This is a genomic window from Streptomyces sp. NPDC093094, assembly GCF_044754345.1.
GTDB lineage: Bacteria > Actinomycetota > Actinomycetes > Streptomycetales > Streptomycetaceae > Streptomyces.
On the sequence record NZ_JBIVOX010000041.1, the window covers coordinates 18,938 to 34,695 of the forward strand.

Consider the following 15,758-nt stretch of genomic DNA (forward strand, 5'->3'; position numbering starts at 1 on the left):
CCCGGGCGTCGCCGGGGCCGGCGAGCCCGGCCCGGCACCACGGCGGCCCCGTACCGGCCGCCGTGCGGTGAACGGACCTGACACCAGAGCCACTTGACGACTCGCCGAACAGGGCTCCCGGACCCGGCCGATCCCGTAGCCTGCGCTGTACGCAACGCCGATCAGACGTGACGCCGGGGGACCTGGAGCAGTGCGATGAGACAGCGGCTTCGGGACGTGATCATCGTCCTGCCCGGCATCACGGGGTCCGTGCTCAGCCGTGGAGGCACCCCTGTGTGGGACGCCTCCTACCGGCTGATCGGCAAGTCCGTGCTGCAACGGCAGAAGACCGTGCGGGCCCTCGCCCTCGACGAGGGCCCCCTGACCGCGGACGCGCTGCTGCCGCGGGCCTGCCTCGTGCCGGGACTGGTGAAGGTCGACGGCTACTCCCGGCTGACCCGGGCGCTGGCCGCACACTTCGACGTGCGGCACGCGGTGGCGGCCGGCACGGGGACGCTGCCGCCGTCCAACCTCATCGAGTTCCCCTACGACTGGCGGCTGGACAACCGTGTCACCGCCCGCCGCCTTGCCACGGTCGCCGAGCGGGCCCTGGCCGACTGGCGGCGCCACGCGAACGTCCCGGACGCCGAACTGGTCGTCGTGGCGCACAGCATGGGCGGCCTGGTGGCCCGGTACTTCCTGGACGTGCTCGGCGGTCATCGCCTGACCCGGGCGCTCGTCACCTTCGGCACCCCGTTCGGCGGTTCGCTGGACGCGCTCGGCTACCTCGCCGACGGCTACCGGAAGGCGACCCTGGACCTGACCGATGTGATGCGCACGTTCCCTTCCGTCCACCAGCTCATGCCGGCGGACCCGGTGGTCCATGACGCGACGGCCACGCACCCCGGGACCGCCGTGCCGCGCCGGATCGCCGAGGTCGGTCCGATCACCGGAGTCGATCCGGTGCTCGCCGCCGACGCAGCCGAGTTCCACCGCGAGATCGCCACGGGGGCGCAGGCCGTGGCACGGGAGGGCTCCCGGTACGCCGTCCTGCCCGTGGTCGGCACCCATCAGCGCACCTGGCAGTCCGCCGTGTACGACGGCTCCGGCGTGTCCCTCAGCCGCGACCTCCCGGACGGTGTGCACCGCTACTTCGGCGACGGGGGCCGCGACGGCGACGGCACCGTCAGCATCTCCTCGGCGGCCCCCGCCGACCCGCTGGACGTCTTCGCCGACGTGTTCCAGGCCGAGAAGCACAGCAACCTCCACAACAACCCGCACGTCCTGAACACCCTGCTGGGCCGGCTGACCAAGATGCAGGCCCGTGTCCCGCCCAAGCTCCGGGGCCCCGAGCCCTTCGCGGACACGGGCCAACTCGCGCTGGGCGTGGACGTGGCGGACCAGTACGCCGGCGACGAGCCCGTCGTCGTGAAGGCGGAGGTGTTCGCGCCGGACCGGCCCGAGAAGGTCACCGCCGTCGCCGAGCACACCGAGTCCGGCGCCCGCTGCACCGTGGACCTGGTGTCCGCCCCGGACGGCGAGCGCACCGGGGGGACGTGGCAGGCCGAACTGCCGCGCCTGGCACCCGGGGTGTACCGGCTGGAGGTCGGTGCCCGCGGTGCCGCGGTGCCGCCCCCACCGGTGCACGACCTGTTCGAGGTCAGCGAGGCCGGTGCATGACCTGGCCGCTGTGGTCCACCTCCGACCAGTCGGGGCTGGCCCGCTACGTGGTCAGCGGGGCCGAACAGCTGCTGGCCCCCGGCCTTGACCGGCGCGGGATCGGCGAAGGCCCCGGCGGCCGTCTCGCCCTCGCCCGCGCGCTCTACGGGCAACTCGCCTCGCAGGGCCTGTACTACGACGTCGAGGGCTACACCCCGTCGGACCATGTCCAGCGCATCCGTACGCCCGCCGAGATCCTCGGCTCCCCGGGCCGCCGCGGCACCTGTCTGGACCTGGCCCTGCTGTACGCGGGACTGCTCCTCGACTACGAACTCCTGCCGGTCGTCGTGGCACAGGGCGAGCACGCCGTCACGCTGGTCTGCCGCGACCACGGACTGCGTGAGTGGGCCGGTTACCGGCCCGGCTACGAGGAGTTCCAGGCGGGCGTGGTCCGCGATCCGTCCGTGGTCCGCGCGCTCGTCGGGTCCGACGCGTTCGTCCCCGTCGAATGCACCGGCTTCGCCCGCGTCGCAGGCGGCCCCGAGCACGGCCTCGGGGACAGCGGACCCAGGCCGCTCCCGCAGCGGACGCACGGCACCGGGGAGGACACGCTCGCCCTCGGCCGGCGCACGGACGACGGGCTCCTGGACTTCGACACGGCCGTCGACGTGGCACGCCGGCGGATCCTGTCCGCGGACCCGCCGATGACGTTCGCCTTCGACGTGGCGATCATGCGCCACCACGGCATCGAACCGTGGCAGCCCCCGCAGGCCGCCGCCGCACCGCAGGACCGCGCCGCGGAGGACCGGGTCGTGTCCGCAGGACGAGCCGTGGGGGAACTCACCGCGCGCTCCCGCCATCTGCTGGAGTCGGAGCTGGCCTTCCTCGACCCCGGGCCCGGCCATCCCGCCGCGCCCGCGAACGTCCTCGGGCTGCTGGAGGACAGCCCCGGCGTCCTGCTCACCGGGCCCGCCGGAGCAGGCAAGACACGCACCCTCGTGGAGGTCGCGACGCTGGCCGAACGCGATGGCTGGCGCGTGCTCTACGTACGGCCCGACAGCGAGACCGCCGACACCCACGTGGAGAAGGCCGTCCTCGCCGAACCGGGCGCCCGGACCCTGCTGCTCATCGACTATCTGGAGGTCTGCGCGGGCCTGGACCTGCCCGGGCTGCTGGAGCGGATCCCGGCCCGGCAGACCGCCGACGGGCACTTCGCCGTCCTCGCCACCAGCCGGCAGAGCAGAGTGCCCCACCTGGCCGCCCGCGGCGCCGTCGACGATCTGGCCGAGGTCGAACTGCGCCTCGACCCCGCCTACCACGGCGCCGTCGCGGAACGCATCTTCGCGTCCGTCGCGCCCCTGGCCCTGGAGCGGCTGGGACCCGCGCGGATGGCGGAGATCTGCGGACACCGCCCGGTCATCGCCCTGCTCATCGCCCGGGACGCGGAACGCCGGATCCAGGCGGGCAAGGACGCGACCCCGGGCCGGGGCCCCAGCCGGCTGATGCGCTGGCTGCGCGCCAGCCTCGTACAGGACAGCGTCGTGCCCGCGCCCCGGGCTCCCGGCGACGACACGGACCGGCTGTCCGGCGGCGACGACATCAGCCACTCCGTCCGCGCCTGCGCGCTGGCCGCCGCGGCCTGCCCCCTGCCCAGGGCGCGGCTGGAGGCACTGGTGCAGCCCGTGCTGGACGAGGCGCCACGCGCGGGCCGGGCCCGCGCCCTGATCGACAACCTCCTGGTGATGGGCTGGTTCGAACAGGTCGGCGACCGTCTGGACGTGACCCACGACCTCGTGACCGACGAACTGCTCGGCGAGGTCGTCGTCCCCCGCACCGGCCTGCGCGTGCGCGACACCGAGCTGACCGGCCTGCTCGACCGGGCCGTGGACCGGCCCGACGTGCTCGACCACCTCGCGGGCAACGCCGCCCGGCTGTACGGCGAACTGAACAGGACCGCGCAGCGGGACCAGTTCGACAGGACCTGCCGGGAGTGGATCGCGGCCCGGGCCCGCCACATCGGCGACGTGTGCGCGAGCGCGCCCGAGGGCGGCCACACCCTCTACACCCTGCTGCACGCCGAGCCCTGGCGGAGCCCGGTCGGGCAGGCATGGGACACCGTCGTCGAACCCTGGCTGCGCACCGCCGTCCCCGACACCGACCGCAGCCGCTTCCTGCGCTACGCCCTGACCGGACTGCCCGCCGGGGAGGCGCTGCCGACCGTCACCGCCGCCCTGGTGTGGCTGGCCGGGAACCCCGCCGCGGTGGAGCCGGTCCTGGCCGGCCTGCTGTGGCGCACCGACCTCGACCACGGGCAGCGCGGTGCCGCGACCCGCCGCGCCCAGGACTGGGCCGCCTCCGGCGCCGTCGAGACGGCGGAGGACGTCACCGTGGTGCTGCGCGGCCTGCTCGCCCACCCCACCGGCACGACGGAACTCGACCGGCGTTCCGTCGAGATCACGGCGGACTGGCTCGCCGGGCACGCCACCGCCCTGCCCGCCGGGTTCGTCGTCCGGCCGCTGCTCGAAGCGCCCCTGCTCACCCCCGAACAGGGCGCGACCGCCACGGGCCACGCCGTGCGGTGGCTGGGGGTCCACGGGGCCCATCCCCGGGTGCGGGCGGTTCTGCCGGTCCTGCTCAGCAGCCCGAACCTGACCACGGACCAGCGGACGACGGTCGTCGCGCACTCCCTGGCCTGGCTGGAGTCCCATCTGCGGCGCCTGCCCACCGCCGAGGTCTTCCGTCCCCTGTTCGCCCGCCTCGATCCGAGGAACCCGCAGTACGAGCGGCTGCTGCTGCTCCTGGAGACCTGGCTCGCCGCCCACCCGGACCACCCGGACGCCGCATGGTTCCTCACCCGGCTGCTCCAGTCACCCGGGGTGTCCCGCGAGGCCACGGCCCGGCACCTGCGGACGGCGGTCGACTGGTTCGGCACGTACGGAGCCACCCTCACCGCGACCGGGCGGAGCCAGGTGCTGCTGACCATGGCCCGCTGCCTGGACTCCGTCACCGACGACGGGGAGCTGGCCGAGACCGTACTGGACTGCCTGGTGCGGCAGCTCGTGGAGGCACCGGGCAAGCACGGCCTCGGGCTGCGTCAGGCACTGGCCCGGGGAGCGCTCCTGGACGGCGGGCTCCGCGACGCGTTCGTGGCCTGCTCCGGACGGGCGCTCGCCGACGGCGGGACCGGCAAGGGCGCCCCCGCCCTGCTCAACCTGCTGTTCGAGACCGCGGCCACTCCCCTCGGCACCGACCGGGTCCTCGCCGTGGCCCTCGACTGGCTGGCCCACCGGACCGAACTCGCCCATCTCGACCTGCTGATCAGGGCCGCCGGGCTCCCGCTGCTCTCGGACGAACGGCGCGAGCAGGCCGTCGCCGTGTGCCTCGCCTGGATCGAACGCCATCCCGGCAACGCGAACGTGGTGACCCCGCTGCGCGAACTGCTCGACAACGACAGGCTCTCCTCCGCCCAGGTGGACCTCGTCCTCGCACGAGGCGAGGAGCTGGCGCGCACACAGGAAGACCCGCGTCCCGGGGCACGCCTGTCGGCCATGGTGCTGCGCCACCCGGCGCTCCCCGCCGAACGCAGGGCACAGGCGCTCGACATGATGAAGGACACGGTGGAACGGCTCGGTGTCGACGCCGGTGTCGTGCTGCACGATCTCGTCAGCGGCTGGTCGCACACCACCGGTCCCGACGACGTGCTGTGGTTCGTCCTCACCTGGATCCGCGCGCACCCCGCGTCCCCCACGGCCCAGATGCTGCTGCGACGCCTGGTCAGCGCCGGCGCCGACCCCGGCTTCGTCGAGGCCGCCGCCCGCGTCGCCGTCGAGCGGGTGCGCGCCGACCCGGGCGACCACGGGGCACCCCTCCTGCTGCGTTCCCTGATCGGCAGCGCCTGGGTGACCTCCGACGACATCGACGCCGCCGCCCTCCTGGCCCGGCAGTGGGCCACGGCCAGACCGCACGACACACGCACGCCCCCGCTGCTGCGGACCATGCTCAACGCGCCCCGCCTCGGCCGACCGCACACGCGCTGGGCCGCCCGGGAGATCGTCCGAGGTGCGCTGCGCGACCCGGCTCGGCCGGACACGCAGCTGCTCGTCGTCGTCGCGTGCGGCACCCGTGTCGACCCCGACATCGCCGACGAGGCGGCCGACGGCGTCCTGCGGTGGCTCGCCCGCCACCCGGCATCGCCCGCCGCCGAGCAGACCCTGCGCGGTCTGCTCGGCTCGACCCGCTGCGGATCCGCCTGCATGGGGCGCATCGGGGCCGCCGCCCTGGCCTGGGCCCGCGCGCACCCGGACCCGGGCGGCCCGGGCCCGAAAGTCCTGCACGCGGTACTGAACTGCCCCCGTGTCCCCGGGCCGGTGCTCTCGGAGGCGGCGGACACCGCCAGAAGCTGGCTCACCCCTGCCGGGGACACCGCCGGGGACACCGTCACCCCGGCAGCGGACCCCGGACAGGCGGCGCTGCTGCGGAACGTGCTCGGCAGGAGAGCGCCCGCCGTGGGCCTCGCGTCCGCGGCGGTGTCGCTCGACGAGGTCGCCGCCGACATCGCGGCCCCCACCGCCTCCGCACGGCTGCGCGCGCTGCTGGCGAACAACGAACTGGACGCCGCCCAGGCGGACCGGGCCGTCGGTCTCGCCGCACGGTGGGTGGAACACCGCCGCGGCCATCCGGACTTCCGGTCCGCCGGGCAGCGGCGCCTGCTCGCCGAGATGCTGCGAGCGGCCATCGGGAACACCCGCGCCACCACCGGGGCCGTCGCCCCGCTCCTGGCCCGCGCACTCTCCTGGCTCGCCGACGGAGAACCGGGCGCCCACGCGCTGGCCAGGTCCGTGCTGGGCAGCCCCAACGCCGGTGAGGCGCGCGCAGAGGTGGCCGACTGGCTGCTCCGGCGGGCGGAGGCGGCCCCCGCCGCGGTCTCGCCCCACCTGCTGCGCACCCTGCTCAGTCAGCCTGCGCTGCCCGACACCGTCCGGCGGCGCACCGAGGTTCTCGCCCTGGCGTGGCTCCCGGACCACCGCCGCCACGACGCCTGGGCGGCCGTCGCCAAGGCGCTGCTCGTGACAGGACACGGCGACACCGCCCGCAGCGACCTGCTCGCCCGTTCCGTGCTGAGCTGGGCCGGGGAGCACCGTGACTCGCCTCGCAGCGGCCCGCTGCTCGACATCCTCGTACGGCGCCCGGAGATCAGTGAGGACGTCTACGGGACGGTGGCCGAGGCCGCCCTGGCGTGGGTGCACCGCAACCGGAGCGAGACACACGCGCTGCGGATCCTCGCCGCCCTCGTCACCGGTGCCCTGGTCCCCGTGTCCGTCCGGGCCCCGGCCCTCGGCACGGCTCTCGCGCACCTGCGCGCAGCCCCGCGTCACCACAACGACCACATCAGGCTGCTGCGCGCGCTGATCGGTGCCACCGACGCGGACGGGGCCACGGCGGACGAGGCCGTCGCACTCGCCCTGCGCCTGCTTCCCCGCGCGGGGCCGACCTGGACGCCCCAGTTGCTGAGGAGCCTGGTGTCGTCACCGAGGTGCGGAACCGGGGCCCTCGCGCGTGCCACCGACGCGGCCGAGGCATGGCTGGCCGAGCACCCGGACGACCCGGCCGCGGTCACCGTCCTCGACGCACTCGCCGCCTCACCCCGCACGGACCCGGAGCGGGTACGGCACCTCCGCGAGAACGCGGCCGAGACGGCCCGAGGTGACTGACATGTGCGGGCAGCGGCCCACCCGGGTGTGACACAGGGCGGGCCGTGCCCGGGCGGGTCAGGCGGTCGGTGCGGTGTCCTCCGCCTCGGCGGGCGGCTCGGCGGCCGCGCCGGGAGCGACGTAGAAGACGGACGTGCCCTGCTTGGTGCGCTGGGCCTGGTTCCTGGCCACGAGCCCTTCCAGGGTGGAGCGCACGACGGTCGTCTTGAAGCTGCGCTCCGGCTGCTGCTGCCCCAGCGCGGTGGCGATCTCGGTGGCGGAGCGGGGCTCCTTCTGCGCCACCAGATGCTCGCGGACGATGTCGACGAGCTTGGCCGGAGCGGGCTGTGCCTCCGGCGTCTTCGCTGTGCTCTTGTTCGCCGTGCTCTTGCCCGCGGTGCGCTTCTTCGCCGGGGCGGCGGCCGCCTTCCTGGCCTTCGCCGGCCCGGCCGCCCGGGACGCGGCAGCGGCCTTCTTGCGCGGAGCGGGCACGGTCTTCGCGGGTTCGGGGGCAGGCACGGCCGGAGCCGACGGGATGCCGAGAGCCTGCTGAACACTCACCAGGATGGCCTGGTCACGCTGCAAGGCCGCCAACTGGGCTTGCAGTGACTCGACTTCACCGCTGATACGTTCCTGCTCCTTGATGTTGCGTTCCAGGTCGCCGGTCACCTGGGCGCTGTACTGCGACGTCACATCGGTGGTTTCGACTGTCGTTTCGGACACCATGCTCACACCCTCTCTGGGCGCCCGAGTCAGTGGTCAACTGACCCATGACGTTTGCGAATACGGACGCGACTGCCGCCATCCCCTGGTTCCTCATGAGCGGATGCAGTTACGACCGCACAGTTGCGTTGGAGTGATCGTACGGAAGTGACGGTGTGGTGAGAGGGCATATGGCTGAAACACGGCAGAGGCAGGACGGGCGGGCGGGTGCAGCCGGGGGAGTGAACTCACTGACTGCGCCCATGGTCTTGGTGCAGGGGTGATGTTCCGGCAATGCTGGGAACTTTCGGTGGCCCGACCGCGGTGCTCGCCGGTGCGGCACTTCTCCCGGGGGAGAAGTGCCGCGTGACCACTCACGAGGCTCACCGGGTGATCGCGGCACAGGCCGGCCGTCGTTCCCCCGTACGGTCACCGGCACCGGGACGGCGGCGAACCGAGGGCCCGGGCCGCGAGGGACCGGACCACGAGGGAACGGACCACGAGGGAACGGACCACGAGGGAACGGACGGACGGACCGGGACCGTTCAGGGCTTGGGGCCGGTTCCGGCGGCGAGCCCGAGTTCGCGCACGCCGAGCGGGGTGAAGAAGCGTTCGACGTCCGCGTCGGTGACCGCGGCGAGGGTGTCGGGCGACCAGCGCGGGCTGCGGTCCTTGTCGACGACCTGGGCGCGGATGCCCTCCACCAGGTCGGGCGTGGCGAGGGCCGCGCAGGAGACGCGGTACTCCTGGTCCAGCACCGGCTCCAGGGCACCGAGGTGACGGGCGCGGCGCAGGGATGCCAGGGTGACCTTCAGGGAGGTCGGTGACCTGGACAGGAGCGTGCCAGCGGCTTCCTCGGCGGCCGGGGTGCCGTGGGCGAGGAGTCTGCTCACGATCTCCTCGACCGTGTCCGCGGCGTAGCAGGAGTCGAGCATGGTCCGCTGTGCGGCCAGGCTGCCCTCGGGCGCGTCCTGCACATGGCGGGCCAGGGCGTCCCGGACGGGCAGTCCGGCGAGGTCGTCGACGAAGTCACGCAGCGCGGCGGCCGGCATGTAGTGGTCCGCGAGTCTGCACAGCAGAGCGTCCGCGGCGCCGATGTGCGCGCCTGTCAGTGCGAGGTGGGTGCCCAGTTCACCGGGGGCCCGGGCGAGCAGGTGGGTGCCGCCGACGTCCGGCACGAAGCCGATGGCGGTCTCCGGCATGGCGATCCGGGACCGGTCGGTGACGATCCGGACGCTGCCGTGCGCGGAGACACCGACACCACCGCCCATCACGATGCCGTCCATCACGGCGACGTACGGCTTCGCGTAGCGGGCGATGCGGGCGTTGAGGCGGTACTCGTCGCGCCAGAACGCCGCGGACGCCGTACCGTCACCGTCGCGGGCGTCGTCGTGGATGGCGCGGATGTCGCCGCCCGCGCACAGGCCCCGCTCGCCGGCACCGGTGACGACGACGGTCTCGACGGCCGGGTCGTGCTCCCAGGCGGTGAGTGCCTCGTCGATGCGCAGCACCATCTCGTGGGTGAGGGCGTTGAGGGCCTTGGGCCGGTTGAGGGTGACGCAGGCGGCCCGGCCGCTGGTGTGGAACAGGACGTCGGTCACCGGACCGCCTCCGCCGGACCCCGGGTCACGATGACGTGCATGATCTCGTTGGTTCCTTCCAGGACTCATGGACACGAAGGCCACGGACGATCTTCTCGACACCGTACTCGCATATTCGTTTGCCGCCGGAGCGTCCGCTCGGATAGGAAGTCGGGATGCTGAGGGGTGACAAGGTCGGGCTGAGGGCCCGGCACGAGGAAGACGTCCCGGTCCTGAGGGCCGAGCTCTACGACGACGTGGTCAACGCCTCGCGGGCCGAGGGCGGGCCGTGGCGGCCGATCACACCCGGGTCGAAGGACCCGCGGCTCGTGGTGGACGAAACGGAACAGAGGCACGTTCCGTTCTCCGTGGTCGAGCTGGACGGCGGCACCCTGGTCGGCACGGCGACCCTGTGGGGCATCGACACGCACAACCGCTTCGCGCACATCGGGCTGGGACTGCGGCCCTCCTGCCGCGGCAAGGGCTACGGCGCCGACGTGGTCGCGGTGCTGTGTCACTACGGGTTCGTCGTACGGGGCCTGCACCGGCTCCAGATCGAGACGCTGGCCGACAACGCGGCGATGCTCGGTGCCGCCGAGCGCAACGGCTTCGTCCGTGAGGGCGTGCTGCGCTCCTCGGCGTGGGTGATGGGCGAGTTCCTCGACGAGGTCGTGCTCGGTCTCCTCGCCCGCGACTGGAAGCCGGACGCGGGGCACTAGGGCCCTGGTCTCCGGGGCGGGAGAGCGGCACGTCAGGGGCTGGTTCGGGACATGCCATGATGGTCCGCATGGGACGTCCGAGGACCAAGTCCGCCCCGAAGCCGCCGACCACCCTGCGTGGCCGTCGCACGCGCGAGGGGCTGCTCCTCGCCGGGCGGGAGGTCCTGGAACGCCAGGGGTGGTCGGGTTTCACCCCCGAGGCCGTGGCGCAGGCGGCAGGTGTCTCGTACGGGACGTTCTACACCTACTTCGAGTCGAAGGAAGACCTGCTGCACCACGTGCTCCGCTCGGTCGCCGGTGAGATGTTCACGTCGAGCCTGGTCCCGCCGGACACGACCGACGACCCGTACACCCGGCTCGTGGAGTCGAACCGCCGCTACCTGCGTGCCTGGGACCAGGCGTCCAAGGTGATGCGGGTCGTGGAGCAGGGAGCGGTCGCGGACGAGGGGCTGCGCCGGACGGTCCTGGAGATCCGCGAGCTCTACGTGAGCCGCAGCACGGACGGCATCAGGCGGCTCCAGGAGGCCGGTCTGGCGAACCCGCGGCTCGACCCCCGGCTGACGGCCATCGCGCTGGGGTCGATGGTCGAACAGGTCGGCCATGTCGTCGACACGCTGGCCGAGGCGTACGACGAGGACGCGGTCGTCGACCATCTGTCCCGTCTGTGGGCCGCCGCGATCGGCCTCAGGGGGGCGCCGGACGAGGGCTGGACCGCCGTCGGCCGTCCGGCTTCCGGTGACGTCCGCGGCGGACTGACGTCCGCGGCGGACTGACGTCCGCGGCGGGGCGCGGCCGGCCCAGGTGTGTACGGCGGGACGGGCGCGCGGCGCGTGCTCCGTCCCGCCCAGGGCGTCAGCGGCCTTCGAAAGCCGGCTTCCGCTTGGCCAGGAAGGCGTGCAGCGCGTTCCGATGGTCCTGGGTCGCACCGGTGAGCGCGATCTGTGCCGCCTCGTGTTCGAGGGCCGCGTCGAGAGTCGACTCCGACGCGAGGTTCACCGATGCCTTGATGGCGGCGAGCGCCCGGGTCGGCCCCGCGGCGAGGGCGGCCGCGCTCTCGCGGACGCGGGCCTCCAGCGTCTCGTCGGGGACGACCTCGTTGACGAGTCCGAGTCCGAGGGCCTCGGCGGCACCGACGACACGTGGCCGGAACAGCAGGTCGATGGCGGTCGCCCGGCCGGTGATGCGCGGCAGGGTCCAGGAGATCCCCGTGTCGCAGGACAGGGCGATGCCGGCGAAGGCCGTGGTGAACGTCGTGGACGCGGCGGCGATCCGGACGTCGCAGGCGAGGGCCAGTGCCATGCCGCCGCCGGCGGCGACACCGTTCACCGCGGCGATCACGGGCTTGGGCATCGTCATCAGGGTCCGCACGAGCGGGGCGTACTGCTCCCGGACCGCCTGACCCTTGGCGGGTCCGTCCGGTACGGACTGTGCTTCCTGGAGGTCCTGGCCGACGCAGAACGCCCGGCCGGTGCCGGTGAGCACCACGGCGCGGACAGCGGGGTCGCCGGCCGCCTCCCGCAGTTCCGCGAGCAGGTGTGTCCTGGTGTTCAGGTCGAGGCTGTTCAGCCGGTCGGGGCGGTCGATCCGGATCGTCCGGACGTCGCCCTCGGAGTGCGTGACGACAGGTGTGTTCGACAAGGGGGTCCTTCCTGGCTTCCGCGGCGGCCCTCCCGCGCGGGCGGCGGGGGAGCGCTTCAGGGGCGGGGGATTGCTTCAGACGGTGTGCGGGCCGGCCGCGCGGTACGGGGCGGTCCGCTCCGTGAGCGTGAGCAGCGCCTGGTCGAACTGCTCCTTGAACTGTGCGACCAGGCCGGCGACGGTCGTGGTCCGCCGGACGGCGCCGATGCCCTGGCCGGAGCCCCAGATGTCCTTCCACGCGCGGGCCTCGGTGTTGCCGCCGGAGCCGAAGTCCATGGCGGAGGGGTCGGACTCGGGAAGGTCGTCGGGGTCGAGTCCGGCGGCGGCGATGCTGCCGCGCAGATAGTTGCCGTGGATACCGGTGAACAGGTTGCTGTAGACGATGTCCTTGGCGGTGCTGTCGACGATCATCTGCTTGTAGTCGGCCGGTGTGTTGGCCTCGGTGGTCGACAGGAAGGCCGATCCGATGTACGCGAGGTCCGCGCCTGCGGCCAGGGCCGCCAGGATCGAGCGTCCGTGGGCGATGGCGCCGGACATCAGCAGCGGGCCGTCGAACCACGCGCGGATCTCCTGGACCAGGGCGAAGGGCGACTGAGTGCCCGCGTGCCCGCCGGCGCCCGCGGCCACCGCGATGACGCCGTCGGCGCCCTTGTCGACGGCCTTGTGCGCGAACTCGTCGGTGGTGACGTCGTGCAGAACGACGCCGCCGTAGGAGTGCACGGCGTCGTTGATCTCGGGCCGCGCCCCGAGCGACGTGATCACGATCGGCACCCGGTGCTTCACGATCACCTCCATGTCCTGCTCCAGGCGGTCGTTGGAGCGGTGCACGATCTGGTTCACCGCGAAGGGGGCGACGACGGCGCCGGGGTGGGCGGCCGCGAAGGAGGCGTTCTCCTCCGCGATGCGGTCGAGCCAGTCGGACAGGAGCGAGGCGGGCCTGGCGTTGAGCGCCGGGAACGAGCCGATCACACCGGACTGGCACTGGGCGATGACGAGTTCGGGCCCCGAGGCGATGAACAGCGGTGAGCCCACGACGGGGAGCGTCAGCGGGCGGGACAGGGCGGGAGGAAGCGGCATGGAAGATCCTTCGGCGGTCTTCGGGCGGCCCTCCGCGACGGCGGGGAACCGGCGGAGGCGCGGCGCCCTCGCGGGGGAGTGCGTCGGCGGAGGAGTGCGTCGGCCGATTGTGCAACTAGTTGCATAATCGCTTCAAGGGCTCGATCTGACAATTATGTCGACTGAGGCGATCGTCACAGTGGTCTTCTTCGTGCCAGTTCGATGATTCGTGCCGAGCGAAGCCGATTCCAAGACTTGACTATTTTGTCAGGTTGATTGACTCTGCCGTCACCACGGATCGCCGGTGACCGGTGCAGTGGTGTCACTCGAAGCGCCCGCCCAGGGAGTCATACACATGGACATTCAGTTCGATTTCAGCGGCAGGACGGCCGTGGTCTTCGGAGGAACGACCGGGATCAACCTCGCCGTCGCGGAAGCCTTCGCCGCGCGCGGCGCCAGGGTCGCCGTGGCCAGCCGCAAGCAGGCCAACGTCGACGCCGCCGTGAAGCAGCTCGGCGCACACGGGGGCCCGGTCCTCGGCCTCGTGGCCGACGTGCGCGACATGGATTCGGTCGCCGCGGTGTTCGCGGCGGTGGCCTCCGAGTGGGGAGCCGTCGACATCCTGGTCTCCGGCGCGGCCGGCAACTTCCTGGCCGAGGCGCAGGACCTGTCCTCGAACGGCTTCAAGGTCGTCGTGGACATCGACCTGAACGGCACCTTCCATGTGCTGCGGGCCGGGCTGGAGCACCTGGCTCCCGGCGCCTCGGTCATCAACATCACCGCGCCGCAGGCATGGATCCCCGTGCGGTACCAGGCACATGTGTGCGCGGCGAAGGCGGGCGTCGACCAGCTGACCCGGGTGCTGGCCCTCGAATGGGGCGGCAGGGGTATCCGTGTCAACGCGATCGCGCCGGGGCCGATCGCCGGGACCGAGGGCCTCTCGCGGCTCTCGCCGGGCGACGACCCGAACGGCGACAGGTCGGTGAAGAGTGTGCCGCTGGGGCGTTTCGGCACCCGGGAGGAGATCGCCGACCTCGCGATGTTCCTGTCGTCGTCCGCGGCCGCGTACATCTCCGGCGCGGTCGTCCCCTGCGACGGCGGAGGCTCCATGGAGAGCGTCCGGGCGATCGAGGAGGCCGGCCGCTTCCTCGCGTCGGCCGGACGGTGACCGGCGCCCGGCCGCGCGCCGGCCGGACGGTGACCCGTGCCCGGCCGCGCGTCCCCGCGCGAGGCACCCGCCCGTCCGCGTCTCGCGGCCCCGGCACCTTCGCCGGACGCGGCGGACTCGTCCGGCCCGCACCCGCACCCGCGTCCCGTCTCTCCGCCACCCCCCGCACCGTCCGCACCGGGCCCGCCCTGCCGGGCGCCGGCACCGGCGAGGTCGCCCGTGACCGGGTCGTACCCGTACCCGTACCCGTACCCGCACTCGATCCCGACAGCAAGGAGCACTCCGCATGAAGCGCGAGCTCTACACCGCCGACCACGAGGCGTTCCGTGAGATCGCCCGTACCTTCCTCGCCAAGGAGGTGCTGCCCCACTACGAGCAGTGGGAGAAGGACGGCATCGTCTCCCGCGACGTGTGGCGGGCCGCCGGCCGGCAGGGCCTGCTCGGTCTCGCCGTCGACGAGGAGTACGGCGGCGGCGGCAACCGCGACTACCGGTACGCCGCCGTCCTCGCCGAGGAGTTCGGCCGTGCCTACACCCCGGGCTTCGCCATCGGCCTGCACAACGACATGATCGGCCCGTACCTCACCTCGCTGGCCACCGAGGAGCAGAAGCGCCGCTGGCTTCCCGGCTTCTGTTCCGGCGAGATCGTCACCGCCATCGCGATGACCGAGCCCGGCGCCGGCTCCGACCTCCAGGGCATCCGGACCACCGCCGAGGACCACGGCGACCACTGGGTGCTCAACGGGTCCAAGACCTTCATCTCCAACGGCATCAACGCCGACCTGGTGATCGTGGTCGCCCGGACCACCCCGGAGGGCGGAGCCCACGGCATGTCGCTGCTCGTGGTCGAGCGGGGCATGGAGGGCTTCGAGCGCGGCCGCAACCTCGACAAGATCGGCCAGAAGTCCCAGGACACCGCCGAGTTGTTCTTCGACGACGTCCGCGTCCCCAAGGAGAACCTGCTCGGCGAGCTCAACGGCGCCTTCCTGCACCTGATGACCAACCTCGCGCAGGAGCGGATCACCATCGCCGTGGCCGCCGTCGCCGGGGCGGAACACCTGCTGGAGATCACCACCCGGTACGTGAAGGAGCGTGAGGCGTTCGGCCGCCCGCTCGCCAAGCTGCAGCACGTCCGCTTCGAGATCGCCGAGATGGCCACCGAGTGCGCCGTCACCCGCACCTTCGTCGACCGCTGCATCGAGGAGCACGCGAACGGCTCGCTCGACGCCGTCCACGCCTCGATGGCGAAGTGGTGGGCGACCGAGCTCCAGAAGCGGGTGGCCGACCGCTGTCTCCAACTGCACGGCGGATACGGCTACATGACCGAGTACCCGATCGCCAAGGCATTCGTCGACGGCCGCATCCAGACCATCTACGGCGGGACGACCGAGATCATGAAGGAGATCATCGGCCGCTCGCTGCTCGCCTGACCCCTTTCCCTCACCGGACCCCTGAAAGGCGCCTGACGTGAGTACCGAAGCGTACGTGTACGACGCGATCCGCACCCCGCGCGGCCGCGGCAAGACCACCGGTGCCCTGCACGGCACCAAGCCGATCGACCTGGTCGT

The 15,758-nt window shown here is 72.9% G+C and carries 10 protein-coding genes; 6 read left to right on the forward strand and 4 right to left on the reverse strand.

Features of this window, described 5'->3' with window-relative positions:
• Positions 1-195 precede the first annotated feature (195 nt).
• Positions 196-1,659, forward strand: coding sequence for an esterase/lipase family protein (locus ACIQGV_RS39560; RefSeq protein WP_402504327.1), 1,464 nt, complete (start codon positions 196-198; stop codon positions 1,657-1,659).
• Positions 1,656-7,349, forward strand: a complete 5,694-nt coding sequence (locus ACIQGV_RS39565) for a hypothetical protein (RefSeq protein WP_402504330.1) — start codon at positions 1,656-1,658, stop codon at positions 7,347-7,349. Before ACIQGV_RS39560 ends, ACIQGV_RS39565 begins: the two co-directional genes overlap by 4 nt.
• A gap of 57 nt (positions 7,350-7,406) precedes the next feature.
• Here the strand turns inward: ACIQGV_RS39565 and ACIQGV_RS39570 are convergent, their stop codons facing one another.
• Both ACIQGV_RS39570 and ACIQGV_RS39575 read right to left on the reverse strand, forming a co-directional pair.
• Positions 7,407-8,054, reverse strand: coding sequence for a hypothetical protein (locus tag ACIQGV_RS39570; RefSeq protein ID WP_402504333.1), 648 nt, complete (start codon positions 8,052-8,054; stop codon positions 7,407-7,409).
• 521 nt (positions 8,055-8,575) lie between these two features.
• A complete protein-coding gene (locus ACIQGV_RS39575) occupies positions 8,576-9,631 on the reverse strand; it encodes an enoyl-CoA hydratase/isomerase family protein (protein ID WP_402504335.1) in 1,056 nt (351 codons plus the stop codon).
• 155 nt (positions 9,632-9,786) lie between these two features.
• Between ACIQGV_RS39575 and ACIQGV_RS39580 the strand changes: the two genes are divergently transcribed.
• Together ACIQGV_RS39580 and ACIQGV_RS39585 are read left to right on the forward strand one after the other, a co-directional pair.
• A complete protein-coding gene (locus tag ACIQGV_RS39580; RefSeq protein ID WP_402504338.1) occupies positions 9,787-10,329 on the forward strand; it encodes a GNAT family N-acetyltransferase in 543 nt (180 codons plus the stop codon).
• 68 nt (positions 10,330-10,397) lie between these two features.
• Positions 10,398-11,102, forward strand: a complete 705-nt coding sequence (locus ACIQGV_RS39585; protein WP_402504341.1) for a TetR/AcrR family transcriptional regulator — start codon at positions 10,398-10,400, stop codon at positions 11,100-11,102.
• A 79-nt stretch (positions 11,103-11,181) separates the two neighbouring features.
• Here the strand turns inward: ACIQGV_RS39585 and ACIQGV_RS39590 are convergent, their stop codons facing one another.
• Both ACIQGV_RS39590 and ACIQGV_RS39595 read right to left on the reverse strand, forming a co-directional pair.
• The gene (locus tag ACIQGV_RS39590; protein ID WP_402504343.1) at positions 11,182-11,967 is read right to left on the reverse strand and encodes an enoyl-CoA hydratase/isomerase family protein; all 786 of its coding nucleotides are present in this window, start codon (positions 11,965-11,967) and stop codon (positions 11,182-11,184) included.
• Between the two features lie 75 nt (positions 11,968-12,042).
• A complete protein-coding gene (locus ACIQGV_RS39595; protein WP_402504345.1) occupies positions 12,043-13,044 on the reverse strand; it encodes an NAD(P)H-dependent flavin oxidoreductase in 1,002 nt (333 codons plus the stop codon).
• Positions 13,045-13,378: 334 nt separating this feature from the next.
• Here ACIQGV_RS39595 and ACIQGV_RS39600 point away from each other — a divergent pair, with 334 nt between their 5' ends.
• Complete coding sequence (locus tag ACIQGV_RS39600; protein ID WP_402504348.1) at positions 13,379-14,191, forward strand: SDR family oxidoreductase; 813 nt, start codon at positions 13,379-13,381, stop codon at positions 14,189-14,191.
• 286 nt (positions 14,192-14,477) lie between these two features.
• On the forward strand, positions 14,478-15,620 hold the full coding sequence (locus ACIQGV_RS39605; protein WP_402504351.1) for an acyl-CoA dehydrogenase family protein: 1,143 nt from the start codon (positions 14,478-14,480) through the stop codon (positions 15,618-15,620).
• Positions 15,621-15,758: the final 138 nt, after the last annotated feature.